Raw genomic sequence first — 24,896 nt, 5'->3', positions numbered from 1 at the left:
GGTCGCTAGTTAGGAATTTTGAGATGCCCACAGGCGCCAGAACGGGGTTCAGATCGTTGCCAGCCATAAAGCTTTCCCGTCGTTTGATATTATTGGTGTTTGGCCTGCTGATGCCAGTCCTGTTGTTGGTCTCGTTGGCGGTGTACGGTCTGACTCGTGATGGCGTTAGCCGGTTTAACCAGCAGCAACAGGGACTTGAACGCGCAAATCTGCAGGTCGAGTTTGATGGCTTGTTGCAGCAACGCCGCAGCGAGTTGCTGGAGGTGCGTACGGCGGTGGAGTTGTCGCGCCATGAGGTACAGGATCACCTGTTGTTGCGCAGCTATCTGGCCCGGCATTGGGTGTTGGTGGTGAACCACCATGGCGAGCTGCGACCTCTGTTGCCCAACAGTCGCCAAAGCGATGGCACCTTGGAGGCCTTGGTAAAAGAGCTGGAGCCCCAGTTAGCGAATGAGGGCTTTCAGACCGAGCGCAGCGGTTTTGCCAGCCTGCGTGATCAGCCCTTAGCCTATATCTCGCTGCCTTTGAAGCATCGAAGCTGGCGCGGACTCTTGATGGTGCAGACGATCAACGAAGAGGTGATCCAGCCCTTGATCGCTCGCCACGTTCGCATGGATGGGGTGCGCATTGTCCCAGCCGAGCTGACCACCCCTCAGGCGTTGCAGTTGCCGACGCTGTTTGGTCCGCCGCTCGAGCTGAAGCCTCAGTATCGCAGTCAATTTACCGACGATCTCAGTAGCAAGATGCTGCACCTGCAGTTGCTGATGCTGACCCTGATCTTGGTTGCGCTCTTGCTGTTTTTTTTGTTGGCACAACGCTCCATGCTGCACCCGCTGCGGCGTTTTTCGATTCAGTTAGACAGTCAATTGGCCAACCATAAACAGAGCCAGCCGATGCCACTGGGTGGGGATCGGGAGTTGGCGGAGTTGGCCCAGCTATGCAACGAGCTGTTCCGTCAGCGCCACCATAACCGCCAGCAAAAGAATACCCTGTTGCGGGCGGTCAGCGATGCGGTGGTAATGGTGGACAACAAGGCTCGGATCGAGCTGGTGAACCCGGTGGCGGAGCGTCTTCTGGCGGTGGATCACGGCCCGGTGCGTCAGTGTACCCTATCGAGTTTGGTGGCGGGCAGCGCCGGTCAGGAGTTGCATGGCGCGCTGACGGAGCTGCTGGGATCCGGTCGCATCAATCAGGAAGGCAAGGTGGTTGTGCCGCGTGGTGAGCGTTGGCAAACCTTGGAATACAATGCGGCACGTACGCTCGACGGCGAAGGCAATACGCTGGGGGCAGTGATGGTGCTGCGCGATGTGACCCGCTCAGAGCAGATGAAGCAAGAGCTGCAGCAAAAGTCCGAACGGGATCACACCACCGGGTTGTTTAATCGCCATGTGTTTGAGCGCACGCTGGATGATCTGGCGAAACGCCGGGGCCAGCACGCGGTGTGTTACATGGATCTAAACCGGTTTAAACTTATCAACGACAGTTGCGGCCACGAAGCCGGTGATCGCATGCTCCGGGATGTGGCGCATGAGATGACGCAGTGCTGCCGTTCGGGTGATCTGTTGGCCCGGATCGGCGGGGACGAGTTTGCCTTAATCATGCCGGACACCTCGGCGCTGGAAGCGGCCCGGCTGCTCAAGACCCTCAGTGATGGCGTGCAGGGGATCACCCTGTATTGGGATTCGGGCAGCTATAAAGTGGGGATCAGCATCGGGGTGGCCTTTCTGCGCCACGGTGAGCAGACGCCGCGGGAAACCTTCAAGGATGCGGAGATCGCCTGTCACGCCACCAAGGCCAAGGGGGGCGAGAGTCAGATCCACTTCTTTGATTCGCTGGATCAGGATCTGGCGCATCAGCGCAATGCGCCGCTGTGGGCGATGCGGATCAATGATGCCATCGTTAATGATGATCTGGTGCTGTTCTATCAGCCGATCGAGCCGGTGCACGGCAGCAGCGATAAGCGTAAATGTGAGATCTTGCTGCGCATTAAAGAGGAGGGCGGCCGCATTCTGGCGCCGGGCCAATTCATTGCGGCGGCGGAGCGCTTCAATCTGATGCCGCAGGTGGACCGAGCGGTGATCCGCAAATCCTTCGAGTGGCTGGCGCGCAACAGCCATCTTTGGGACAGTCAGGTGATCTCCATCAACCTGTCGGGCACCACCTTATCCAGTGACGGCCTAGTGAGTTACATCGATCAGATGTGCGAAACCTATCGGATCCCTAGCCACACCGTCTGCTTTGAGGTGACGGAAACCGCCGCCATTGGCAATGAAAATCACGCGCTGGAGATCCTGCATGCCTTGCGCCGTCGTGGCTTTGCCTTCGCACTGGATGATTTTGGCTCCGGCTTTGCCTCTTACGGCTATCTGCGCCAGTTGCCGGTGGATTACGTTAAGATCGACGGCTGCTTTGTCCGCAATCTGGCCAACAACCCCAAGGACTACGCCATCGTTAAATCCATCCACGATGTTTGTCGGGTGATGGGGATCGAGACCGTGGCGGAGTTTGTCGAGGATCAGGAAACCCTGCAGCGGCTCAAGACCATCGGGGTGAACTACGCCCAGGGCTATGGCTTAGGCCGGCCGAAGGATCTGGAAACCTACCATCCGGTGCTTGAAGCGCAAGATGCGATGATGGAAACCTGATAACAGACAGTGTGCGGCGCCTTCGGGCGCCGCTTTTTGGTTGCAGCGTTGCGGTGACGTTGCCCAGCAGGGAGGCGCAATGATGCAAGGAAAAGTGGTGATCCTGACCGGGGCTTCTGAAGGGATAGGTCGGGCGCTGGCGCAGCAATTGAGTGGCCAGGGCGCCAAGCTGGTGATCGCCGCGCGGGATCAGGCCCGGCTGACGTCGCTGGCGGAGGCGTTGCCGGGTGAGGCGCTGGTGTGCCCCTGTGATGTGGCAAAGGCCAGTCAGTGTCAATCAGTGATCGATGCGGCGTTGGCGCACTTTGGCCGCATTGATGTGCTGATCTGTAATGCCGGTATGACCATGTGGAGTCGATTCGACGCCCTACAGCAGAGTGACGTATTGCAGCGACTGATGCAGGTCAACTACTTAGGGGCGGTCTTTATGACGCAGGCCGCGCTGCCGGCGCTGAAACAAAGTCGGGGCCATCTGGTGGCAGTGGCCTCGGTAGCGGGGCTGACCGGGGTGCCGGAGCGTTCGGGTTATGCCGCCTCCAAACACGCGGTGGTGGGCTTTTTTGAATCATTGCGGATCGAGCTGCTCGGCAGTGGCGTTGATGTGACGCAGCTGTGTCCGGATTTTGTCCTGACCGAGACCCATCGACGGGCGATAGGCGCCGATGGGCAACCGCTGGGCGACTCGCCAATGCAGGAGGGTAAGATCATGACGGCGCAGAAGTGTGCCGTCCTGATGCACCGTGCCATCGAGCGGCGCCAGCGCCTATGGCTGGGCTCCTGGCGTGCCCGACTGGGCCGCTGGGTCAAACTGCTGGCGCCGGGCTGGATCGATCGGATCACCGCGCGCGCCATTACGCAGCGTCACTAGGCGAAGTTATCCGCCTCGTGCCAGCGGGTTATCGCCTCGACGCCCGCTTCCAGCCCCAGTTGATAGCCCTGCTGCAAGGGAGCGGCGCTGCGGGTGAGGCGTTTGAGCTGGAATGAGGGCGGCGGACAGATCTCGATGATCTCCACGCCCTTGGGGGGCTGACGGATCAGATCCAACGTGGCGTTGTACTGCTCGGCCCGCTGCAGCATCGGCGCGATCAAGCCCGGGGTCTTACGCAGCAGGTGCTTGAGTAGCCTGGGCGAAGCCGGTGCGCGTTTGCGATAGTCGGCGGTTTGGCTGCGCAGTATCAGGAGCCGCTTGGCCCCACGACGGATCGCCTCGGCCACCGGAATGGCGTCGGCCACCCCACCATCGACGAAGTTATCATCCCCAAGCGTGACGCCCCCTCGATAGGCCACCGGCATGGCGCTGCTGGCTTTCATGGTTTCCGCTAACTGGGCCAATTCCGGTTGCAGATAGTGGGCCTGGCCGGTGTGGGTGTCGGTGACGCCAAGAAAGTAGGGCCGTGATTCGGCGCGTAACGTGTCCCAGTCGATGGGCAGCTCCGTCAGGGTGATCTGCCACAGCCAATCGAGATCGATCAGGTGGCCACCCCGCAGAAATTGACCCGGAGTGATGAAGGGTTTGCGCAGCTGTAGTCAGTATAAATGGCGTGATTGCGGCCGCGCATCCGCGCCAGAAAAGAGGCCAGGTTGGTGGTGCCGGCGGACACCGCCCACAGGCTATCGAAGGGATCAAAATCCACGTCGAGAAAGTGATCCAGCACGCCGCAGGAGAACACGGCGCGCATCGCGCCGCCTTCGATGATGAGTGCATTGGTTCCAACCTGCGCCATTCTGGTTTCCATCCCTGAGTTGTCCGTCCGACCGGCATGTTATCGGATCTGGGCGTTTCAAGGAACGGCGGAGCCAAGCTCCCTCCTCAGCTTGCCGCTGAGATCCGTCGCTTGCGATCAGAGTCCGCCGATCCCTTGATAGACCCCCCAGCCGAGGGCGTACATCAGGCAGGCCAACAGGTTGAGCAGGGCGTGGATCAATATGGGAAGAAGCAGCGACTGACTGCGATAGCGAACCCAACCGAGCAAGAGGCCGAAGCTAAAGATCAGCCCAAGAAAAAGAGCACCGTACTGACTGTGCAGCAGCGCCCATGGCAGCGAGGCCAGGCAGATGGTCGGCCAGGGGGAGCGCCACAGTCGCTGCAGCGACTGAAACAAAAACTGACGGAAGATCAATTCTTCGATGATCGGCGCAACCACCACGATATACAGCACGACCAGGCCTAAATGGTTGCCCTTGAGCCAGGGGCGGATCCAGGCGAAATCCGACTCAGGGAATGGCAGCAGGAGATCTTTTAGCAGCCAGAAAGCGAGCGTGAGCAAGAATAGCTGGCGATAAAAACGCCGGTCGCCCTTTGGGCGAACACACGCCATTTGCTGGCGGGTTTGCGCGCCGAAGCGCAGCCAGTAGCACAGTGTGATGAGAGCGCCGAGTAGGATGAACGCTAACGACTGGGTTGCTATCTGGGAGAGTCCCAGCGCATGGCCCTGTGGCATGACAAAAAACGCGATAGCAAGAAACCCGGCCACTGTGACGACTAGACTGAACCCGATTGAAAAATGCTGCTTCATGAACACGCTTTATCCCTGTGCGCCCTTTTTGCAGCAGTGTTTTGCCTGAGCGTCACTCAGGCAAGAGGCGGGATCGTGGAGTGTGAACCCAAGTGCACAAAAAACCATCATCGCGTCCAACCCGCTAAACTGCTACAATCCGCGCCCGAGCGGCCTTTGCCCCTTAAAAAAGCCGCCTAGTGAGGAAGAGTGATGATCCAGACCCCTGAAACCAAACTGTTCGACTATCCCAAATTCTGGGCGGAGTGCTTCGGCGCCGCGCCGTTTTTGCCCACCACTCGTAAAGAGATGGCCAAGTTGGGTTGGGACAGTTGCGACATCGTGTTGGTGACCGGGGATGCCTATGTCGATCATCCCAGCTTTGGCATGGCGATCATCGGCCGCATGCTCGAGGCACAGGGCTTTCGAGTGGGGATCATCGATCAGCCCGACTGGCACAGCAAAGACGCCTTTATGGCGCTGGGGCAGCCCAACCTGTTTTTCGGTGTCACCGCCGGCAACATGGACTCGATGATCAACCACTACACCGCCGAGCGCCGTTTGCGTCATGACGATGCCTACACGCCGGACAATGTGCACGGTAAGCGGCCGGATCGCGCCACCCTGGCGTACACCCAGCGTTGTAAGGAAGCCTTCAAGGAGGTGCCGGTCATTATTGGTGGCATCGAGGCCAGCCTGCGCCGTATCGCCCACTATGATTACTGGTCAGATAAAGTGCGTCGCTCTGTGCTGTTTGATGCCAAGGCGGATATGCTCATTTACGGCAACGCCGAGCGTCCGCTGATCGAAGTGGCCCATCGTCTGGCGGCGGGGGACGACATTAAGTCGATCACCGACGTGCGAGGCACCGGTTTTCTGACCAAGGACGCGCTGCCCGAGTGGAGCGGCCTGGATTCCACCACCCTGGATACACCGGGTAAAATCGACCCTATTCCCAATCCCTATGGCGCGGACGACATGGGCTGCGACAAGGGCAGCAAGTTTGATGATGCGCCGGTCAATCAGAGCGCCAAGCCCATCACCATTCAGCCTGCAAATGCAGGTAAGAAGCCCAAGCCGTGGGAGAAGCAGTACATCCTGCTGCCGGCGTACGATCAGGTGCGGGTGGATAAGGTGCTGTATGCCCACACTTCGCGGATCTTCCATCTGGAAACCAATCCTGGCTGCGCCCGTGCGCTGATGCAGCGCCATGGCGATCGCCATATCTGGCTCAATCCGCCGGCCATTCCGCTGGACACGGAAGAGATGGACGGGGTGTTTGCGCTGCCCTACGCCCGGGTGCCGCACCCGAAGTACACCGGCAAGAAGATCCCGGCGTATGACATGATCAAAACCTCGATCAACATCATGCGCGGCTGCTTCGGCGGCTGTTCGTTCTGCTCCATCACCGAGCATGAAGGCCGCATCATTCAGAGCCGCAGCCAGGACTCGATCCTCAATGAGATCGAGGAGATCAAACAGAAGGTGCCGGGCTTTACTGGGGTGATCTCCGACTTGGGCGGCCCGACCGCCAACATGTATCACCTGCGCTGTAAGAGCCCGAAAGCGGAGGCCACCTGTCGCCGCTTGTCCTGCATCTATCCGGATATCTGTGGCCATATGGACACCGATCATACCCCGACCATCGATCTGTACCGCGCGGCGCGCAAGATCCCGGGGATCAAGAAGATCCTGATCGCCTCCGGGGTACGTTACGACTTGGCGGTGGAGGATCCGCGCTACGTCAAAGAGCTGGCGTCCCACCATGTCGGTGGCTATCTGAAGATCGCCCCGGAGCACACCGAAGAGGGGCCATTGTCGGTGATGATGAAGCCGGGCATGGGCAGCTACGATCGCTTCAAAGCGCTGTTTGATAAGTACTCGAAAGAGGCGGGCAAGAAACAATATTTGATCCCGTACTTCATCTCGGCCCACCCGGGCACGACGGATGAAGATATGGTGCATCTGGCCCAGTGGCTCAAGCAGAACGACTTTAAGCTGGATCAGGTGCAAAACTTCTACCCATCGCCGCTGGCCAATGCCACGGCGGTGTGGCATACCGAGAAGAACTCCCTGCGTAAAGTCAGCCATAAATCCGATACCGTGCCGGTGGCCAAGGGCGGACGTCAGCGTCGTCTGCACAAGGCGCTGCTGCGTTATCACGATCAGGAAAACTGGCCGCTCATTCGCGAAGCATTGACCAATATGGGCCTGACCCGTTTGATCGGCACCAGCGCCAACTGTCTGGTGCCGCCAGCCGGTCGCGGCGAAGGGCGCGGTCAACGACCGGGCGGTCAGAAAGGATCGGGTAAGCCGGCGTTGTCGCGTCATACCGGGCTGGGCCAGTTCGAAAAGACTCGAAAAGCCGCGAAAGGGGGCTTTAAAGGCAAAGGCGAGGGCGCCGAGAGCGCGGGCAAGGGCAGCCGTCATGGCAACTCTAAGCCGGCGGGTAAGCCGGGGAGCGGTCGCGGCGGCCCAAACAAGGACCAAGCGGGCGGTAAAGGCAATGGCGCTTCAGGGCGAGGCAAAGGCTCTCGTGCCGGCGCAAAGACGGCGCGTTAACGGCAAGGGGGCTTCAGTCTCGGGCGTGCGGGTTACCGCACCGTCTCGCAGTTGAACAAGATCGGTGGGGTTAAGCTTCCACCTTTTGTTCGTGGCTGAAGAACTGCACCAACTGCTCCCAGTTCATTGGTTTGGCATGCAGGTAGCCCTGCTCGTAATCGAAACCGAGGTGTTTGGCTACCCGGCTTTGGCTGACGGTTTCAACCCCTTCCAGCGTGCTGCGGTAACCGTAGTTTTTCCCCAGCCTTACCAACATCCGGATCAACTCCGCATCCAGCGAAGAATGTTCCATGCGCTCGACAAAGAGTTGGTCCACCTTGAGTTTGCTGATCGGTAATGCGCCGAGCTGGGCAAGCGAGGTGTAGCCGGTGCCAAAATCATCCAGCGCGATCGCCAGTCCAAGTGCACGTAGCTCTTGTAAACGCGCCGCCGCAACGTCACTGTCCGGCGCTAATTGTGTTTCGGTGAGCTCCAATTCAATGAGCTCTGGGGCGACTTGGTGGTGTTGCATTAGGGCGCTGCAATGGAGACTAAAGCCGTTTTCCAACATGACGCTGGCTGAGACATTGATGGAGATCACGAGCTGGGATGTATGCAGCCGCTGCAGCGCTGCGACTTGAGTCATGGCGCGCTCCAGTACCCAAAAGTCGATCCTACGGGCCAATCCGGTTTGCTCGGCAATGGGGATAAAGACACCGGGACCGGCTTGCTTAAGTACGGGGTGCTCTGATCGCAATAAGATCTCAACACCGGCAATACCGTTCTGCTGCGTCTCAACATAGGGCATGTAATACAGTTCGAACTGCTCTGAATCCAACGCTTCCAGTAATGCCGACTCGATCTGCTTGTGCTCTTCACGCGATTTTACATGTTGGTTATTGAACTTCTGAGCATGACTGTAGCCGAGCGCCAGCGCTTGGGTCGTTGCGATATTAGCGCATTGATTGAGGGTGGCGGGCGTGGTGGCGTTGGTCGGAAACTCGGCCATGCCGATGGCGCAGAGCAAGTTATATTGACGCTGTTTGAAGCGATAGCCGGACTCAAACAAGGCGATGATCTCGCGGCAGAGGGGCTCGGCGAGCTGCTGACATTGGGCCCCAGACAAGACCAAACCAAACTCGGTTCCACCTGTTCGCGCCAACCCAGGCTCCGCCACCTGATGGTGTTCACACAGGCGGGTGAGCTGCTTACCAATGTCGCCCAGCAGTGCGTCGGCCAGGGCGCTGCCGTGAGCATCGTTTTGAAAGCTGAATTTTCCCAGAACGATCTGCATGAGCAGGTATGGCACACCCGAATCCAAAGAGCGTTGGCTGTTCGTGAACAACTGTTGCTGAAAGCCAAAGCGGTTCAACAAACCGGTGATGGGGTCGTGCATTGTAAGTTCGTGTTGTTTTTCGAGCAGCGTCAGGTAGGCCTGATTCAGGGTGCCGATCTCATCGTTGCTGCTGAAGGCCTGCAGGGCCTGCGGCGACTTATCTGCGTGCTCGACACGATGGGTGAGTTGAATGATGGGCGCCACCAGCCAGCGCTGGGTCAGCCATGCCATAACGATGATCGACAGCAGGATGGTAATGAGTGCCCAGGGAGCCCAACTGAGGAGCCAGGGATCGATCGTATGCATGGCCTTGGCATCGAACTGAAGCAGATACCCCGAGCCTTCCATGACCAGTTGTAACTGCGCGGCGTCATAATGGACATCGACCGTGCCTGCGGGCATAGGTAACGGGGTCAACTCAGGCAGGGTCATTATGATTCGCTGCTGCGGGGTTGGCAGCATCTGCTCCAGTGTCGACAGGGGCAAGGCTATCTCCGCTTGGAGCAGAGAGAAATGGCTCTTGAGAATGTTGCTGTCGCCGCTATCGAGGGCCGGATGGAACGCCAATGAAAGTTGCAGCAAGAGCGAGTCGGATTGGCTGTCGAACTTGATCAGAGGCTCGGCATTCAGTCTGCGATGGGCGCGACCATCGATATTGGCCATCGGCTCCGGGCTGGCATTGAAGGGTAAGCTCAAGCTGCCATTCGGCTCGGCTTGGATCTGGATGAGCGGGTGCTGAGCGCCATCGAGGATCTGGAGTGATCGCAGCGGCAGTGCCGGATCCCATTGTCGCTGAAAGGTGCGGAGGAACTGCTGCCTGAGCAGCGATTTGCGGTTTGCGGTGCGATCCATGCTATTGGCAAACTGAATGAAAGCCGCGCTCTCCAGTGTGTTGCGCAGGGCGCGATGCGCACGCTCTACCGTGTCGTTCAGGTGTTGCTGGGCGAACGACAGTTGGGCGAGATAAAGCGAGCGTTGCTGCATCTGGCGCTCTTGCTGGATCTGCCTCAAGCCCAAACTCAACGAGACCGCAAACACAATGAACATTGCCGGGGCCCACAGTAGGTAGAGTCGGTGTTTGAGTGTCATTGGGCGGTGGCCATCGTCTGGGTGAGATTAAATATCCACTGGTTGCGGTACTCCAGCATCTCATCACTGATGGCTTCAAAATCGTGGCTCCTCTCGAGCAGCTCGGGTGGGGTAAACAGCGTGGTGTTCTCGATATAGCGTTGGGTGGCGTGCTGGAGTGCTGCCAAGTTACTGGTTGCAAAGGCCATCAGCTCGGCGTTTTGTGCAGCGATGGTGGGTCGATTGATAAACTCGATAAAGGCTTGGGTCGCCGGACGGATGGGGTGGCCTGCGGGCGCGGCGAGGCAATCGATCCAGATCAGGCTGCCTTCATCTGGGATGGTGTATTGCCAATCCTGTTGACCGGTACTCTCCCTCAAGGGGCCAAGATCGCTACTGAACACCAAGGCCCAGTGGGCGTCAAATTGCGCGCCCTGCTCTTCCGCAAGGGTGAGGGCAAATCCGGTTTGGGCAGGTTGAGAGCGGATCAGTCCAGCGGCTTGGTCAATTGCCTCGGGATCGTCACTGTAGGCCGGAGCGCCGAGCGCCAGCAGGGCGACGCCGAGTGTTTCATCCGGAGACAGGTGCATGACGCGCTGGATATGGGGGGAGGAGGGATCAAAAAATTCCCGCCAGGTTTTGGGCTTGCCTTGCTGGGCACGATAGGCCACGCCAACCGTGCCCCAGGCATAGGGGATCGTGTGATTGCCACAGGCCTTAATACGGGCGGGAGCGAGGTGTTGTTGCAGTGATGGTGGCAGGGTCAAAGGTTGTAATAAGCCCTCCTGGACCATTTGCTGCGCTCCGACGTTGTCGATCATCACTAAGTCAAAATAACTCAGTTTGCCACTATAGAGCATTTGATCGCGCACCTCTTCGTCGTCGAAGAAGGTCTGTTCAACCCGGTGACCGGTTTCTTGCTCGAAAGCCTCGATGACCGAGGGGGCGAGATAGTCGGCCCAGTTATAGAGCCGAACCGTCTCCGCCTGGACGGCAGAGCTGAAAAGATAGAGAAGTACACAAATGATCGACCTCATAACCAATCCTTTGTTTATCGAGGTTGATTAAACGTTAGCACAGGTCGGGCGTTTTGGGGCTGAACCGTCGGACACGGCTTGCCAAGGCGCACGAGGCGCACTTGGCTTTTGAGCGGTTGGGTTGGCATGCATCAGAGCATGCCGGGGTAGGATCAGATCTTCACGACGGCTTCGCCTTGCACGCAGGGCTCGCCTTTGTGATTGAGCACTTCGGTGCGCAGCGTCACGATCGGCTTGTCACTGCGTACCTCGGCGACGGTGACCCGCGCTGTGACCTCGTCGCCGACGAAGATCGGCCGGACAAACTTCAAGGTTTGCCCCAGGTAGATGGTGCCATCTCCGGGTAACTTCTGACCCAGCAAGCCGGACAGCAGGCTGGAGAGCAATATGCCGTGAACGATGGGCTTTTTAAACGGCGTTTCGGCCGCAAACTCGGGATCCAGATGGATGGGGTTGCGATCCTCCGACAGCTCGGCGAATGCGGCCACCTCGGCGGGCCCAAAGATCTTACTGATCTCCGCACTTTGACCTTCGATAAGACTCATGCCACCTCCTCGCCTTTGGCTACGGTGCTGTTTAAGCGTTTCTGGACGTAATCGCCGGGGGCGTCCGCCAGCTCTGGGGCCGGTTGGCGTGCCGCGACCGGTTTGGCTTTGTTCTGCTCCACTAACCAGCTTTGCCAGGTCGGCCACCACGAGCCTTCGTTGTGCTCTGCCTGCTCCAGCCATTCTTCCGGGCTGCAGTCGGCACTGGGGCCGATATAGTGGCCGTATTTGCCGCCGGGTGGGTTGATGATCCCGGCGATATGACCGGATTCGCCCAGCACAAAGGTCTTGTCGCCGCCCAGTTTGAGCATGCCTTGGTAGTTGCCTTGCCACAGCGCGATGTGATCCTCGACGGTGGAGACAAAGTAGGTCGGGATGCTGATCTTGCCCAGATCGATCTTGGTGCCGCGCACGGTGAAGCTGCCGGGCTCGATCAGTTCATTGTCGAGGTAGAAGCGGCGCAACATGGTGGAGTGGGTTTTGCCTGCGACGTTGGTGTTATCGCAGTTCCAGTGCAGCAGATCGAACGCCACCGGGGTTTTCCCCTTGAGGTAGCCATCGACGTAGTAGTTCCAATACAGGTTGTTCTCCCGTAACAAGGAGAAGGCCACGGCCAGTTGGCGGCCATCCATCACGCCATTTTCGCTGTTTTGTTGCTCCATGGCGGAGACCACACCGTCATTGATAAAGACGCCCAGCTCGCCTGGCTGGCTAAAGTCGAGGATGGTGGTAAACAGGGTTGCGGTCTTGATCCGCTGTTTCATCCGACGCGCCGCCATGTAGGCCAGGGTCGTGGTCAGCACGGTGCCACCGATGCAGTAACCAATGGCGTTGACCTCTTTTTCGCCGGTCGCCACCTCGATCGCGTCTAGCGCGGCCACCACGCCGTCCACCACATAGTCCTCAAAGTCGATCTCGGCGTGGCTCAGATCCGGATTGACCCAAGACACCATAAATACGGTGTGGCCCTGATCCACCAAGTATTTGACCAGGGAGTTTTCCGGCCGCAGATCCATGATGTAGTACTTGTTGACGAACGGCGGCACGATCATGATCGGGCGCTTCTGCACGTTCTCGGTGCTGGGGCTGTATTGCAGCAGTTGGAACAGCGGCGCGGTGTGCACCACCTTGCCAGGGGTTGAGGCCAGATCCTTGCCCAGTTGGAATACGCTTTCGTCGGTCATGCTGACATTGAGCGTGCCGGCGCTGCGCTGCAGATCGGCAAACAACTGCTTCATGCCGCGCACCAGGTTATCGCCGCCACTCTCCAGCGTCAGTTGCAACAGCTCAGGGTTGGAGCCGATGAAGTTGCTGGGTGCCAGGGCGTTGACGGCTTGGCGGGTAAAGAACCGCAGCCGCTCTTTGCTGTCGTCGTCCAGCTCTTCGAGCTGATCGATGCTCTCCAGCAGGTTCTGGGCCGTCAGCAGGTAGGACTGCTTGATGTAGTCGTACCAGGGATTTTCCTGCCACTGGGGATCGCGGAAGCGGCGATCGCCTCGGGCGGGCTCGATCACCGGGGCCACTTGTTGCCCGGCTTGTTTGAGCATGGTGTTCTGAAACAGCTGCAGCTGGGATTGCCACCAATTTACCTGATGCTCGATCAGGCCGGTGGGATTTTTCAAACCCTCGTTGACGGCTTTGCTGAGATCTTCGACGCTGTTTTGCATCAGCGCCTGACTGGTTTGTTGGCCCTGTTTTTTGGCCAGCTCCATTAGCTGCTCATTGCAGTGTATCAAGCTGTCCAGCAGCTGTTGATAGGATCCTGTACTCATAATGATTCCCTTCCTCCCGCTGAAATGGTGGGTTACTTGGCCAGTGGGTTGTGCTGCTCGACTAAGGCCTGCCAGGCAGTGTGACATTCTTGCGCCAGTTCAGTGAACTGACCACAGTCCGCTTCAAACCGATTGAGCACGGCGTTGCCGGCGGCCGCGGATTGTTCGCCGAATGTGGCCAGATCGTCCCAGTGCTTTATCGCACTGACATTGTGCAACTGCTCAACTGCCAGCGTGCCGTAGTAGTTGGCCGTGTCCTGTTGCAGCTTCAATAGGCGTTCGGTGCTGCTGATCAGGGTCTGTTGGTAGGCTTGATAGGGCGCAGACAGGGCAGTGAGTTGCTGGGTCCATTGCGTGAATAATTCAGTGTTCATGATGACGTCCTGTACAAAACATGAGCGTATTGACCGCACTTTAGCGGGCGGAAGTGACAAACGGTTGACGATTTTTATGAGCTTATTGTGCGCCGCACAATGGCGAACTGCAAGCCTATGTCGAACAATAATGACGCGATAACCGGGGCGCGCGTATCGACCGGATAGCCTAGATCATCAAACTGCCATTGAATATATGAAAATGTGCATATATGATTATTCGCATATTGAAGTGTGAGCCATTGAGGAGAGCGCGATGAGCCCAGTGATCTTGACCAAAAGCCTAGCGGACGAGACCCGATTGAAGATCTTGCTGCTGATCCGCGCTGAGCAGGAGTGCTGCGTGTGTGAGTTGACCTGTGCATTAGCGGAGAGTCAGCCCAAGATCTCCCGCCATCTGGCGCGGTTGCGTCAGGATGGGATCTTGCAGGATCGTCGCGCCGGCCAATGGGTGTACTACTCGCTGGCGGTGTTGCCAGCCTGGTTTGTGGTGGCATTGGACGGGATAGCGCAGGAGCACGCTGACTTTACGACGGCGATCGCCCAGCGCCTTAGCAGTATGGGCGATCGCCCAGTGCGTCAGCAGCGTTGCTGCAACTAAGGAGGCTGGCATGGGCCAATTTGAGCGTTGGTTAAGTCTCTGGGTCGGCCTAGCCATTCTGGCGGGCGTGGGATTGGGCTCACTGGCGCCGGACGCCTTTGCCGTTCTCGCGGGCTGGGAAGTGGCGGGGATCAACGGCGTGATCGCGGTGCTGATCTGGGTGATGATCTTGCCGATGATGGCGCAGATCGACTTCCAATCGGTCAAACAGGTGGGCCGACAGCCGAAGGGCTTGCTGCTGACCTTGGCCGTGAACTGGTTGATCAAGCCCTTCTCCATGGCTGCCATCGGCTGGTTGTTCTTCCGCGTTGTATTTGCCGATTGGGTCGATCCGCAAAGTGCGTCGGAGATCATCGCGGGCATGATCTTGCTGGGCGTCGCTCCGTGCACCGCCATGGTGTTTGTCTGGAGCCAACTGACCCGCGGCAACCCCGCGTACACCTTGGTCCAGGTGTCGGTAAACGATCTGATCATGGTGTTTGCTTTTGCGCCCCTCGCCGCCTTGCTGTTGGGGGTCACCGAGGTGTTTGTGCCTTGGCAGACCCTGTTGTTGGCCACGGTGTTGTATGTGGTGCTGCCGCTGGTCGCCGGGGTGCTGCTGCGATTGTGGTTGTTGCGTCGGGGACAGGCCGCGCTGAATGGCGTGCTGCGTCGGTTAAAGCCCGCGTCGATGCTGGGGCTGATCGCCACGGTTCTGATCCTGTTTGCGATCCAGGCCCCAACCCTGTTGGCCCGGCCGGGCTTGATCTTGCTGATCGCCGTCCCACTGCTGCTCCAGACCTATGGGATCTTCGCCTTGACCTATGGTTTAGCCAAGGTGGTGAAGTTGCCCTACAACGTTGCCGCACCGGCGGCGATGATCGGCACCTCGAACTTCTTTGAATTGGCAGTGGCAGTGGCCATTGCGCTGTTTGGCCTGCATTCCGGAGCGGCACTGGCGACAGTGGTGGGCGTTCTGGTGGAGGTACCGGTTATGCTTTCGCTGGTGGCGTTTGCCAATCGAACCCAGCACTGGTTTTCCCAACGCGAAGCCGCCTAGTGCTTCGATATTTAACTTAATACGACACGTACGAGAGATCGATGATGAAAGTAACTGTTGGCATTAATGGTTTTGGCCGTATGGGCCGGTTGGCGCTGCGCGCCGCCTGGGACAAGAATGAGTTTGATTTTGTGCTGATCAACGATCCGGCCGGTGATGCCGCGACGTTGGCCCACTTGCTGGAATTTGACTCTGTGCACGGCCGCTGGCATCACGCGGTTGCGGTCGATGGCGACCACATTGTGATTGGCGAACAACGCATCCTGGTCACCAGCAACAAGGCGCTGGAAGACACCGATTGGTCCGGCTGTCAGATGGTGATTGAAGCGTCCGGCAAGTTTAAGAAGAAAGAGAAGCTGCAGGCCTATCTGGATCAGGGCGTGAAGAAGGTGATCGTCACCGCGCCGGTGAAACAGGAAGGCGTGTTGGATGCGGTCTACGGCGTTAACCACACTTGGTACAACAAGGATGAGCACGACATCGTTACCGCTGCGTCCTGCACCACCAACTGTTTGGCACCGGCGGTGAAGGTGATCCAGCAGAAGCTGGGCATTAAGCACGGCTCGATGACCACCATCCACAGCATCACCAACACCCAGACCATTCTCGATGCGCCCCACAAGGATCTGCGCCGCTCTCGCGCTTGTGGCGAAAGCTTGATCCCGACCACCACAGGTTCGGCCACGGCGATCACCCATATCTTCCCTGAGCTGAAAGGGCGTCTCAATGGTCATGCCGTGCGGGTGCCGCTGTGCAACGCGTCGTTGACCGACTGTGTGTTTGAGTTGGAGCGTCCGACCACCATTGAGGAGGTTAACGCGCTGATGAAGGAAGCGGCCGAAGGCGAGCTGAAAGGCGTGCTGGGCTATGAGGAGCGCCCACTGGTGTCCATCGACTATCGCACCGATCCGCGCAGCTCCATCGTCGATGCCTTGTCGACTATGGTGGTGAACGATACGCAGCTGAAGATGTACCTGTGGTACGACAACGAGTGGGGCTATGTGAATCGTACCGTCGAGCTGGCCAAATACGTGGTCGACCAAGGGCTGTAAGCTAACATCTTACGGGGGCCATAGGTCCCCGTTTGTTGATCTGAGAGAGAATCATGTTCGCCAAATTCAAAGGGTTGGATAAACAGATGCAACAGTATCTGTTGGTCACCTTTAATTATTGGAATTTCACCCTGACCGATGGCGCATTGCGCATGTTAGTCGTGCTGCATTTCCATCAGCTCGGTTACAGTCCGCTGGCGATCGCCTCCCTGTTCTTGTTCTACGAGATCTTCGGCGTGATCACCAACCTGATCGGCGGCTATCTCGGCGCTCGCTTAGGGCTCAATCGCACTATGAATGTCGGTTTGGGGATGCAGGTGTTTGCCCTGTTGATGCTGGCGGTACCGTCCGCTTGGCTTTCAGTGCCTTATGTCATGGCTGCACAGGCTCTATCGGGCATCGCCAAAGATCTCAACAAGATGAGCGCTAAGAGCTCTATTAAGATGCTGGTGCCTGCGGGACAGACCGGCACCCTTTATAAGTGGGTTGCCATCCTCACCGGCTCTAAGAATGCATTGAAAGGGGTCGGGTTCTTCCTTGGTGGTGTGCTCTTGGTCACCCTGGGTTTCCAGGGGGCTATGGTGGTGATGGCATCGGTTCTTGCTTGGGTATTACTGCTGAGCCTGATGAAGCTGGGCAGTGACTTAGGTAAGGCCAAGAATAAACCTAAGTTTTCGGAGATCTTCTCGAAAAGCCCCAGTATTAACCTCCTTTCTGCCGCGCGGATGTTCCTATTTGGTGCTCGCGACGTTTGGTTTGTGATCGCTGTGCCTATCTACCTCGGGGTGACCTTTGGCTGGAGCCATGCGGCGGTTGGCAGCTTTATGGCCGCTTGGGTGATCGCCTACGGCTTTGTGCAGGGCATTGCCCCCCGCATTACCGGGCCGAATAAGCGATCCGATAAGGTGCCGGACGGTCGCTCGGCGCTGTTGTGGGCCGGACTGTTGGCTTTGGTGACCGCGGCCGTGGCCGTCGGTATCCAGCTGCAGTGGCAGCCGCAATTCACCATCGTCTTTGGCTTGATGGTGTTCGGTGCCGTATTCGCAGTGAACTCCAGCCTGCACTCGTTTTTGATTGTGCATTACGCCGGTGAGGACGGGGTGTCACTGGATGTCGGCTTCTACTACATGGCCAACGCCATGGGCCGGCTGATCGGCACCGTCCTGTCCGGTCTGGTGTTCCAGTTGGCGGGCTTGGCGGCGTGTTTGTGGATCTCCGTTGCCTTTCTGGCGCTTACAACCCTGATCTCGCTGTGGCTGCCCCGTGATGGCGCGGCCACAGCCGATGTTTAACACTTTTTAGGAATGACATTATGAGTTTTTCACCGGTACTGACTGAGGTTGGCAGCTTCAAACTGGCTTTGCATCCGGCCCCGGGGCTGGAAGGCGAGCTGGCAGCCGATATCCAAACCCTCAAAGCGGCGGGAGTGACTGCCGTGGTGACCACCCTGACCGAGCCAGAGATGGCCGAATTCGGTGTTGCTGCGCTGGGAGAGACCGTGAAAGCGTTGGGGCTGACATGGTTCCACCTGCCGGTACAGGACAAGTCCCTGCCGGCCGAGGCGTTTGATGCCCGCTGGCCGCAGGCGCAGCTGCAGCTTCACGCCCTGCTGAAGGCCGGTGAGCGTGTCTCCGTGCACTGTCGTGGCGGCACCGGCCGTACCGGTCTGGTGGCGGCCAAGCTAGTGCTGTCCGCAGGTGCTGACTGGGACAAAACGCTGGAGGCGATCCGCACGGCGCGTCCGGGGGCTTTATCTGCTGAAGCCCAGCTGGCATACCTCAAAAGCTGAGTCTATTTCCACCGATTCAGCAATGAAGTCCACGGCATGAAGTCTTAACGTTCGCCCCGGCTCTTGTAGAGCGGGGCGTTTTTTCGTATCGCATCTTGTTTTAATAAATGATTGAATAAACTAGTGATAAAAACCTTTGTCATATGGGTGGCGTATCGCTGTCATACGACAGCACAGAGATCTCGTAAGAAACGTGAAGCCTCCAAGATAGATTGAGAACTCATCAATCGAATTGGAGCACGACATGGAAATGAAAATGAAGGTCGACACGGAAGTACTGAAGCATCATCGAACCCAACGAGCATGGACACAGCAGCAGTTGGCGGACCTATGTGACGTCAGTTTAAGAACGATTCAGCGGGTTGAAAAAGAAGGGATTGCATCCGCGGAAACCGTCGCCGCCTTAAGTGCTGTCCTTGAGCTTGAAAAGGCGAGCTTTATCCGGGCGGAGGTGAAGCCAGATAAGACGGATCTTGAAGCGCACACAGTCGCTTTTCGATTCAAAATTGGACTGCTTTTGGTCAGCCAATTTATTGGGTTGGCCGGGATCTGGGCCAGTCAGCATAAGCTAAGCGAGCAGCAGTATGTTCTTGCCCTGGCATTGGTTTCGGGGGGCTGCTTGCTCAGTTTGGCCGCTGTGCTTTGGCAGGGATATAAACAGGGCGTTCTGGCTCATCTGGATGGCCGGTTTGAAGACAAGCTCGTGCGCGCTTGGCAGCGTTTAAGACGCTAAGCCTAGACGGGGCCGAGTGGCGGGCAAGGGTTGTGGATGCATGAATTTTCTATTGCCCTTCAATCTGTTATATCTTGTTTTCTGCGAATGATCGCTAAGTTGTCGAAGGAACCGACCTTGTCTCAACCTTATACCATCCGTCGCGGCGAACCCTCTGATGCGAAGGCGATGCAGCAGATCGCCCAAGGCGAGAGTGCTTACAGCAATACCTTGCAGTTGCCGTGGCCCAGCGTCGACCGGTGGCAGAAAAACTGTGAAAACTGGCCTGCGCACCTGCATATGTTGATGACGGAGAGCCCTGAAGGGATGGTGGTGGGCAACATCGGCATGGAGGCGCTGCAAAGTCCGCGTCGTCGTCATGTGGGCCAGCTTGGCATGTTCGTCCATGAGGATTGGCAGGGTAAAGGGGTGGGAACTGCGTTGATGGCGGCAGCCATTGAATTGGTCGATAACTGGCTCAATCTGACGCGTTTGGAATTGGAGGTTTATCCGGATAACCAAGCGGCGCTGGCTTTGTATCGCAAGTTTGGCTTCGAGCAGGAAGGCATTGCCCGGCAATCGGTGTTTCGGGCGGGAAGGTTAACGGATGTTCTCCTGCTGGCGCGGCTGCGTTAGTCGTGAGCTGGCCGGACATTGAGAGGCGGTAGCAGGCCGAGCGCTCGCCCCTCGCAACAAACTTAGCCGTCCACCACGGTCTGGCCGATCGGCGCAACCGTCAGCATCGCCAGTTTGACGTGCTGGATGGCAAACGGAATGCCGATGATGGTGACGATCAGGCCAATGGCGCAGAACAGGTGGCCGAGTGCCAGCCAGATCCCAGCGAGCAGAAACCAGATCACATTGCCCAGCGTGCCCATGACGCCGGTGCCCATATCGTCCGAGCGATGCACCACGCGTCGACTGGCGATGTCTTTGCCAAAGGGCATCAGGCTCAGTTGAGCGATGACGAAGCAACTGCGGGCGAAGGGCAGGCCGATGATGGTGATGGCCATAACGAGCCCCACCAGAGCCCAGCCCAACGCCATCACTAAGCCACCGGTCAGTAGCCATAAAATATTCAGCAGGAGGCGTATAAGGTCCACAGCAGATCCGCAGTAAAGGCCAGGGCGTCAGCGGCCCAGAGTAAAAAATCGATGATGAACAAGAGAATGCTCAGCGTAATCAAGGTGTGTGGGTCATCTTATCACGCCTTGCCGTCAGCGAGCGTCAGCAATTGTAACAATGCTTTATGGCCGTTTCGTCCGCGGGCTGCGCTGCTATGGCGTCAGGGGCGTCTGGCGATGGGGCAGGGATCAGGCGATGGCCAGCAGGCGTCGGCCCAGATAGAGGTTGACGGCGGACTCGGCAGCGGCGCCAGCAAAGGCGGCAGCGGTTTTGACCGGGCTGGCTGCTTTGAGGATCTGCTTGGCCTGATCCGGCATCTTGTCGTTATGATCCAGCGGGCACAGGGCCTCTGGGACGACAAGGTGGGCGGCGTTATGGGCAAGGCTGGCGATCATCGGACTTCCTGACAACAAGATGCTTATGTTTCAGGCTATCGGCTTGATTTGGGAGGGCTTTAGTCCGATTGTTGCCGTTTTTTATCGATCCTTTAAGATCGCTCCATCTGTCCTGCCCTTGAGCCCGTTATGCCGCAATCTCTGCCAATTGATCCATTAAAAACCGAATTTCTCGCTCGCCTGCAAGCGACACACATGGTGGTGGAAGCGGAAACCGGCTCGGGCAAATCGACCCGCTTGCCGCTGTGGGCGGCGGAGCGGGGGCGGGTGCTGGTGATCGAGCCTCGGCGGATCGCCTGTACCGCGCTGGCGGATTATCTGGCCCAGCAGCACGACGGGATCGGCTACGCCATCCGTTTTGAGTCCACCGTGACCGAGCAAACTCAGGTGGCCTTCGTCACGCCGGGGATCGCGCTGCGCTGGTTCAGCGAAGACAAGCTGGCGGGCTTCGATACGGTGATCATCGATGAGTTCCATGAGCGGCGCTGGGACACGGATCTGCTGCTGGCGCAGCTCAAGCGGCACGATGCGCATCGCTTGGTGCTGACCTCGGCCACGGTGGATGGCGCGCGTCTGGCGGAATACTTAGGCGGCGAGCGGCTACACGCCGAAGGGCGTCGCTATCCGGTGTCGCTACGCTATGTGGCGACGGAGGGGCGGGCGTTGCCGTCGGATCGGGATCTGGCGGCACGGCTCAAGGCCATTGTGCCGGCGGCGCTGACGCAGACGCAGGGCGATGTGCTGGTGTTTTTGCCGGGGCGCAAGGAGATCAGTCAGGCGGAGCAAACCCTAGTGGCGGCACTGGGTGACGCGGCGGTGGTGATCCCGCTGCACGCCTCCGTCCCCAAGGCGACCCAACGTCAGGCGTTGCAAACCGGGCCGAAACAACGGGTGATCCTAGCGACCAATGTGGCGGAAACCTCCTTGACCATTCCGGGCGTGACCTTGGTGATCGACACCGGACTGGAGCGACGCACCCACCAACGCAATGGCCGTACCGTGTTGGGTCTGGCGCGGATCTCACAAGCCTCGGCGGCCCAGCGTCTTGGTCGGGCCGGACGGGTGGCGCCGGGCCAGTGCCTGCGCCTGTGGGGCGAGTTTGCCCCGCTGGAGGCCTTGACCCCGCCGGAGCTGCAGCGAGAGGAGCTGGTCGAACCCATGTTGGCGGCGGCGTGTGGCGGCGACCGACTGGCCCAGCTGGAATTCGTCGATCCTCTGCCGGCCAAGTCGATGGCGCTGGCGCAGCAGAAACTGGAGAGCATGCGGGCGATCGATCCCCACGGGCGGATCACCGAGCACGGTCAGCGTCTGTTTCCATTGCCGATCGACACTCAGTTTGCCCATCTGATCACGGCGATGCCCTGCAAGCCGACGAGGGAGGCGATGGTGGATCTGGCCGCGGCGCTCTCGGTCGGTGGCCGGTTGTGGAAGCTGCCTAGCTCTGAGGAAGGGCTAAAAGCGCTCAATGCCTGGGTGGCGCAGCCATGCGATGCCTTGACCTTGGTGTCGATCGTGCGCAGCACGCCGCCGGAAGCCTTGGGGATCGATCCGAGCTTGCGGCGGGAGGCGCGTCAGATGGCCAGCCAGATCCGCTCTGGCCTCGATCTGCCACAGCTGAGTGCCAGCTCCCATCTGCCTTATGCGGAGTGGATCGCGGCGATGATCGTGGCGATCCCGGATCTGGCCTTCGTGCGCCGACAAAAACGCCGCGAGGCGTTGGGCAACGGTCTGATGGAGGTGGTGCCCGGGCGGGAAAGCCGCTTCGCTGAGGACGCCGAGGCGGCGCTGGTGCTGGATCAGTACAGCCTGCCGGGGCGGGGCAGTCGGCAAACCTTGAACCTGGCCACTTGTATGATCCCGCTGACGCTCAAGCAATTGGTGGCGGCGGAGCTGGGTGAGGAGTCGGTGGCTGAGCGAAAGGCCGAAGATGCCCATTTGGGGTTTGTGGTGATGGAGCGGCACTACGCCGGGCGCCTTATCGGTCGACGAGAGGCGCAGCCCGAAGGGGCGATGGCGATGACGCTGCTGATCGAGAAGATCCTGGCGGGGCGTCTGCTGGCGCCGGCTGGGCCGCAATTGCAGGCGGATCTACAGGCTTGGGCGCTGTATCTGGCGCTGGGTCGGGGCGAGGGCGAGGCACCGTTGGCAAGCGATTGGCTCGGCCAGCAGTTGGCCAGCCTCGGGGTGGAAACGGCGGAGGATCTGGCGCTGATCGAGCCGGAGGATCTGCGTTTTGAAGGGATCCCCGAGTGGGAGCGGGCGCAATTTGATGAGATCTATCCGCACCATTTGATCCTGGCGGAGCTGAAGCTGGATGTGGAATACCAGCCGGGGCGAAAGCAGGTGACTTTGGTGTATCACAGCGGCACGCGCAAGGGCGGCCCCAAGCGCTGGGAGCTGCCCAGTTGGCGCGGTTGGCGTATTCAATATCGCAAGGCCAGCCGGGTGATCGAGATCCGCTGAGTCGCCTCGCCGTCAGTTGCCCCATTCTCTGTCTACACTCAAGGGCGTGAATAACGCCTATTGGGGGAATGTAATGATGCAAAGAAAACAAGGACTCGCGCTGATCGCGGGGATGATGTTGTGTGGTAATGCTGTGGCCGACAATTGGTTAACGGATCTGTTTGGTGGCGATGAGCCCGAAAAAGACGCGGTGACCGAGGTGGTTAGCGAGAGCACTGCGCCTGTCAGTGATGGCTTGGTGGGCACCTTGGTATCGCAATTGGGGGTGAGCGAAGATCAGGCCAGTGGCGGCGCGGGCGCGCTGTTGAGCCTGGCGCAATCCTCGCTGGGTGGCAGCGACTGGGGGCAATTGACCGAGCTGTTACCTGAGGCTGCGGGACTCGCCAGTGGGGTGGATCTCTCCGCGTTAGCCGGGGACGGCGGTGGCTTGGGCGATCTGGCCGGCATGCTGGGCGGAGAAGGCGGCAGCTCGATGCTGCAGGTCGCGCAGGCATTCAGTGGCTTGGGGCTCGATGCCAGTAGTATCAGCCAATTCGCGCCGGTGATCTTGGAATATCTGCAGGGGCAGGGCGGCGCCGATCTGGTGGACAAGCTGTCCAGTCTTTGGAGTCTGTAGGCTTTCGGCTGAGCAAAAGGCGGCTGCGGCCGCCTTTGTTGTTTTTATTGCACTGAGGGCGGGAACTGGGCCAGCAGTTGGCTCACAGCATCGCTTAGACGGGCATTGCGCTTTTCTGGCGCTTCGCGCTCCGGCCATTTGATCTCATCTTCGGCGCGCCAGATCACCCTGCCCTGTTGCACCATATCCAAGCGAAGGTGGATCACTTGCTCCTCATCACTGCCCACCGGCATGGATACGCCGCCGCTGATCCCGCCGCGACTGCCATAACTGCCACCACCGATCCCGATACTGAAGTTGGAGCTCTTGGGCTTGATCAGGGTTTGGCTGCGGTAGCGCAGGAGCACGCCATCTGGGGTTTGCTGCCAGCCGCGGGCAGACAGCTCGGCTTGGAGGGTGTCTTGGATCCGTTTGGCCATCAAGGGATCCTGCTCTTCGCTGGGCGCGGCTAGTTGGTATTGTGCAATGGCGCTGAAGTCGACGTCGGTGTCGTAGTCGATGTTGCCCGGCGCACTGGCGCAACCGAACAGGCTCAGCAGCAGAAGCATCGAAAAACAGTGGGGCAGACGGAGCATGGTGGTGCCTTGTTTACAGGGTTGTCTCTCTAGCTAAGCAGAGTGTGAGGCGCGATGCCAGCCGGAGCTGGGCGTATGGAAGCGTCATACGGTCTGATACGGGACTGCTTGGCAGCATCGGCTCTAAGCCTTCAGAGCAGAACTGTCCCAAGACAAAGCCTGACATTCAGCCGCCATGGTTCCATCAAAGCCCGAGTCCGAGTCATGCGCCATCAGACGACGGCGACTAACCCAATGACCGCCGCGGCGGAACAATCGGCCTGAGCCGGCCGAGGTATACGATCGCCAGAGAGGCTCTCAGCTTCGCCCAGAGAGCAGCGCGGCAATACATTTAGCGCATTGAATTAACTGGATTAGTCACTGAGGGGCGAACTGTCTCGGTGTTGTGGCGAGCCATTATTTACCACGGTTATTGCCGATGATGCAGTAAAGCCACGGTTCTCTGCTCGACACAAAATTGGCAAAGCTTGTCGTAAAAATACAATCATAATCATCGATAAATCGTCATTATCTCGAGCTCTGGTTTAAGTCCCAGCATGTATATGAGAGAAAAATGATTAGACAATATTCACCACAAAATATTGAAACGGTACTAAATAACTGATCCTAATTGTGCTCCACTATCTGCAATCCATGACCACCACCCGGGAATGGTGAGGCGTTGTTCATGAAGTACTTCACCCGCCGGATCAGTTGCCACATGTGCTTGCATCGAT

General features: G+C 58.6%; 23 protein-coding genes. 12 read left to right on the top strand and 11 right to left on the bottom strand.

The window, feature by feature from the left end; genetic code table 11:
- Window positions 1-56 precede the first annotated feature (56 nt).
- Both ABEA08_RS19270 and ABEA08_RS19265 read left to right on the top strand, forming a co-directional pair.
- Window positions 57-2,645: a putative bifunctional diguanylate cyclase/phosphodiesterase gene (locus tag ABEA08_RS19270; RefSeq protein ID WP_345337044.1), complete on the top strand. Its 2,589-nt coding sequence runs from the start codon at window positions 57-59 to the stop codon at window positions 2,643-2,645.
- Between the two features lie 82 nt (window positions 2,646-2,727).
- Complete coding sequence (locus ABEA08_RS19265; protein ID WP_425557390.1) at window positions 2,728-3,513, top strand: SDR family oxidoreductase; 786 nt, start codon at window positions 2,728-2,730, stop codon at window positions 3,511-3,513.
- Here the strand turns inward: ABEA08_RS19265 and ABEA08_RS19260 are convergent.
- The 3 genes from ABEA08_RS19260 to ABEA08_RS19250 form a co-directional block, all read right to left on the bottom strand.
- The gene (locus ABEA08_RS19260; protein WP_345337116.1) at window positions 3,510-4,070 is read right to left on the bottom strand and encodes a patatin-like phospholipase family protein; all 561 of its coding nucleotides are present in this window, start codon (window positions 4,068-4,070) and stop codon (window positions 3,510-3,512) included. The genes ABEA08_RS19265 and ABEA08_RS19260 overlap by 4 nt on opposite strands.
- Window positions 4,071-4,114: 44 nt before the next feature.
- Window positions 4,115-4,369, bottom strand: a complete 255-nt coding sequence (locus ABEA08_RS19255; protein ID WP_345337042.1) for a patatin-like phospholipase family protein — start codon at window positions 4,367-4,369, stop codon at window positions 4,115-4,117.
- 117 nt (window positions 4,370-4,486) lie between these two features.
- Entirely contained in the window at window positions 4,487-5,161 is a 675-nt protein-coding gene (locus tag ABEA08_RS19250; protein WP_345337041.1) for a CPBP family intramembrane glutamic endopeptidase, read from the bottom strand.
- A gap of 192 nt (window positions 5,162-5,353) precedes the next feature.
- On the opposite strand from ABEA08_RS19250, the gene ABEA08_RS19245 reads away from it, so the two are divergent.
- Complete coding sequence (locus tag ABEA08_RS19245; RefSeq protein ID WP_345337040.1) at window positions 5,354-7,702, top strand: YgiQ family radical SAM protein; 2,349 nt, start codon at window positions 5,354-5,356, stop codon at window positions 7,700-7,702.
- 70 nt (window positions 7,703-7,772) lie between these two features.
- Here ABEA08_RS19245 and ABEA08_RS19240 read toward each other — a convergent pair whose 3' ends face one another.
- The 5 genes from ABEA08_RS19240 to ABEA08_RS19220 form a co-directional block, all read right to left on the bottom strand.
- Window positions 7,773-10,106, bottom strand: coding sequence for a putative bifunctional diguanylate cyclase/phosphodiesterase (locus tag ABEA08_RS19240; RefSeq protein ID WP_345337039.1), 2,334 nt, complete (start codon window positions 10,104-10,106; stop codon window positions 7,773-7,775).
- The gene (locus ABEA08_RS19235; RefSeq protein WP_345337038.1) at window positions 10,103-11,122 is read right to left on the bottom strand and encodes a polyamine ABC transporter substrate-binding protein; all 1,020 of its coding nucleotides are present in this window, start codon (window positions 11,120-11,122) and stop codon (window positions 10,103-10,105) included. The genes ABEA08_RS19240 and ABEA08_RS19235 overlap by 4 nt, the downstream gene beginning before the upstream one ends.
- A gap of 152 nt (window positions 11,123-11,274) precedes the next feature.
- A complete protein-coding gene (locus tag ABEA08_RS19230; protein ID WP_345337037.1) occupies window positions 11,275-11,667 on the bottom strand; it encodes a MaoC family dehydratase in 393 nt (130 codons plus the stop codon).
- A complete protein-coding gene (gene phaC / locus ABEA08_RS19225) occupies window positions 11,664-13,439 on the bottom strand; it encodes a class I poly(R)-hydroxyalkanoic acid synthase (protein WP_345337035.1) in 1,776 nt (591 codons plus the stop codon). The genes ABEA08_RS19230 and phaC overlap by 4 nt, the downstream gene beginning before the upstream one ends.
- Before the next feature lie 32 nt (window positions 13,440-13,471).
- Window positions 13,472-13,813, bottom strand: a complete 342-nt coding sequence (locus ABEA08_RS19220; protein ID WP_345337034.1) for a hypothetical protein — start codon at window positions 13,811-13,813, stop codon at window positions 13,472-13,474.
- Window positions 13,814-14,069: 256 nt separating this feature from the next.
- Between ABEA08_RS19220 and ABEA08_RS19215 the strand changes: the two genes are divergently transcribed.
- From ABEA08_RS19215 to ABEA08_RS19185, 7 genes are all read left to right on the top strand, one after another.
- Entirely contained in the window at window positions 14,070-14,414 is a 345-nt protein-coding gene (locus ABEA08_RS19215; protein WP_345337033.1) for a metalloregulator ArsR/SmtB family transcription factor, read from the top strand.
- Window positions 14,415-14,424: 10 nt separating this feature from the next.
- Complete coding sequence (arsB, locus tag ABEA08_RS19210; protein WP_345337032.1) at window positions 14,425-15,453, top strand: ACR3 family arsenite efflux transporter; 1,029 nt, start codon at window positions 14,425-14,427, stop codon at window positions 15,451-15,453.
- A 44-nt stretch (window positions 15,454-15,497) separates the two neighbouring features.
- A complete protein-coding gene (locus ABEA08_RS19205; RefSeq protein WP_345337031.1) occupies window positions 15,498-16,505 on the top strand; it encodes an ArsJ-associated glyceraldehyde-3-phosphate dehydrogenase in 1,008 nt (335 codons plus the stop codon).
- Between the two features lie 53 nt (window positions 16,506-16,558).
- Window positions 16,559-17,797 carry an organoarsenical effux MFS transporter ArsJ gene (gene arsJ / locus ABEA08_RS19200; protein WP_345337030.1) on the top strand — a complete coding sequence of 413 codons (1,239 nt, stop codon included), beginning with the start codon at window positions 16,559-16,561 and terminating at the stop codon, window positions 17,795-17,797.
- A gap of 20 nt (window positions 17,798-17,817) precedes the next feature.
- Window positions 17,818-18,294, top strand: coding sequence for a phosphatase domain-containing protein (locus ABEA08_RS19195; RefSeq protein ID WP_345337029.1), 477 nt, complete (start codon window positions 17,818-17,820; stop codon window positions 18,292-18,294).
- A gap of 244 nt (window positions 18,295-18,538) precedes the next feature.
- The gene (locus tag ABEA08_RS19190; RefSeq protein WP_345337028.1) at window positions 18,539-19,027 is read left to right on the top strand and encodes a helix-turn-helix transcriptional regulator; all 489 of its coding nucleotides are present in this window, start codon (window positions 18,539-18,541) and stop codon (window positions 19,025-19,027) included.
- 117 nt (window positions 19,028-19,144) lie between these two features.
- The gene (locus ABEA08_RS19185) at window positions 19,145-19,642 is read left to right on the top strand and encodes a GNAT family N-acetyltransferase (RefSeq protein WP_345337027.1); all 498 of its coding nucleotides are present in this window, start codon (window positions 19,145-19,147) and stop codon (window positions 19,640-19,642) included.
- A gap of 62 nt (window positions 19,643-19,704) precedes the next feature.
- On the opposite strand, the gene ABEA08_RS19180 is transcribed toward ABEA08_RS19185, so the two are convergent.
- A complete protein-coding gene (locus tag ABEA08_RS19180; protein ID WP_345337026.1) occupies window positions 19,705-20,109 on the bottom strand; it encodes a YccF domain-containing protein in 405 nt (134 codons plus the stop codon).
- Between the two features lie 210 nt (window positions 20,110-20,319).
- A complete protein-coding gene (locus ABEA08_RS19175; RefSeq protein WP_345337025.1) occupies window positions 20,320-20,526 on the bottom strand; it encodes a hypothetical protein in 207 nt (68 codons plus the stop codon).
- 129 nt (window positions 20,527-20,655) lie between these two features.
- Here ABEA08_RS19175 and ABEA08_RS19170 point away from each other — a divergent pair, with 129 nt between their 5' ends.
- Window positions 20,656-22,989, top strand: coding sequence for a helicase-related protein (locus ABEA08_RS19170; protein WP_345337024.1), 2,334 nt, complete (start codon window positions 20,656-20,658; stop codon window positions 22,987-22,989).
- A 76-nt stretch (window positions 22,990-23,065) separates the two neighbouring features.
- On the top strand, window positions 23,066-23,605 hold the full coding sequence (locus tag ABEA08_RS19165) for a DUF2780 domain-containing protein (protein ID WP_345337023.1): 540 nt from the start codon (window positions 23,066-23,068) through the stop codon (window positions 23,603-23,605).
- 44 nt (window positions 23,606-23,649) lie between these two features.
- Here the strand turns inward: ABEA08_RS19165 and ABEA08_RS19160 are convergent, their stop codons facing one another.
- Window positions 23,650-24,180 (bottom strand): DUF4136 domain-containing protein, encoded by a 531-nt coding sequence (locus tag ABEA08_RS19160; protein ID WP_345337022.1) that lies wholly within the window; start codon window positions 24,178-24,180, stop codon window positions 23,650-23,652.
- Window positions 24,181-24,896 lie beyond the last annotated feature (716 nt).

The sequence above is a fragment of the Ferrimonas pelagia genome, from assembly GCF_039543565.1.
Classification (GTDB): Bacteria; Pseudomonadota; Gammaproteobacteria; order Enterobacterales; family Shewanellaceae; genus Ferrimonas; species Ferrimonas pelagia.
This window is presented reverse-complemented; position numbering and strand designations above follow the sequence as displayed.

Bases quoted from the DNA above. Each gene is read 5' to 3' on its own strand.
- ABEA08_RS19265 (WP_425557390.1), top strand. From the start codon at position 2,728: ATGCAAGGAAAAGTGGTGATCCTGACCGGGGCTTCTGAAGGGATAGGT.
- ABEA08_RS19255 (WP_345337042.1), bottom strand. From the start codon at position 4,369: ATGGCGCAGGTTGGAACCAATGCACTCATCATCGAAGGCGGCGCGATG.
- ABEA08_RS19250 (WP_345337041.1), bottom strand. From the start codon at position 5,161: ATGAAGCAGCATTTTTCAATCGGGTTCAGTCTAGTCGTCACAGTGGCC.
- ABEA08_RS19245 (WP_345337040.1), top strand. From the start codon at position 5,354: ATGATCCAGACCCCTGAAACCAAACTGTTCGACTATCCCAAATTCTGG.
- ABEA08_RS19240 (WP_345337039.1), bottom strand. From the start codon at position 10,106: ATGACACTCAAACACCGACTCTACCTACTGTGGGCCCCGGCAATGTTC.
- ABEA08_RS19235 (WP_345337038.1), bottom strand. From the start codon at position 11,122: ATGAGGTCGATCATTTGTGTACTTCTCTATCTTTTCAGCTCTGCCGTC.
- ABEA08_RS19230 (WP_345337037.1), bottom strand. From the start codon at position 11,667: ATGAGTCTTATCGAAGGTCAAAGTGCGGAGATCAGTAAGATCTTTGGG.
- phaC (WP_345337035.1), bottom strand. From the start codon at position 13,439: ATGAGTACAGGATCCTATCAACAGCTGCTGGACAGCTTGATACACTGC.
- ABEA08_RS19220 (WP_345337034.1), bottom strand. From the start codon at position 13,813: ATGAACACTGAATTATTCACGCAATGGACCCAGCAACTCACTGCCCTG.
- ABEA08_RS19215 (WP_345337033.1), top strand. From the start codon at position 14,070: ATGAGCCCAGTGATCTTGACCAAAAGCCTAGCGGACGAGACCCGATTG.
- arsB (WP_345337032.1), top strand. From the start codon at position 14,425: ATGGGCCAATTTGAGCGTTGGTTAAGTCTCTGGGTCGGCCTAGCCATT.
- ABEA08_RS19205 (WP_345337031.1), top strand. From the start codon at position 15,498: ATGAAAGTAACTGTTGGCATTAATGGTTTTGGCCGTATGGGCCGGTTG.
- arsJ (WP_345337030.1), top strand. From the start codon at position 16,559: ATGTTCGCCAAATTCAAAGGGTTGGATAAACAGATGCAACAGTATCTG.
- ABEA08_RS19195 (WP_345337029.1), top strand. From the start codon at position 17,818: ATGAGTTTTTCACCGGTACTGACTGAGGTTGGCAGCTTCAAACTGGCT.
- ABEA08_RS19190 (WP_345337028.1), top strand. From the start codon at position 18,539: ATGGAAATGAAAATGAAGGTCGACACGGAAGTACTGAAGCATCATCGA.
- ABEA08_RS19175 (WP_345337025.1), bottom strand. From the start codon at position 20,526: ATGATCGCCAGCCTTGCCCATAACGCCGCCCACCTTGTCGTCCCAGAG.
- ABEA08_RS19170 (WP_345337024.1), top strand. From the start codon at position 20,656: ATGCCGCAATCTCTGCCAATTGATCCATTAAAAACCGAATTTCTCGCT.
- ABEA08_RS19165 (WP_345337023.1), top strand. From the start codon at position 23,066: ATGCAAAGAAAACAAGGACTCGCGCTGATCGCGGGGATGATGTTGTGT.
- ABEA08_RS19160 (WP_345337022.1), bottom strand. From the start codon at position 24,180: ATGCTCCGTCTGCCCCACTGTTTTTCGATGCTTCTGCTGCTGAGCCTG.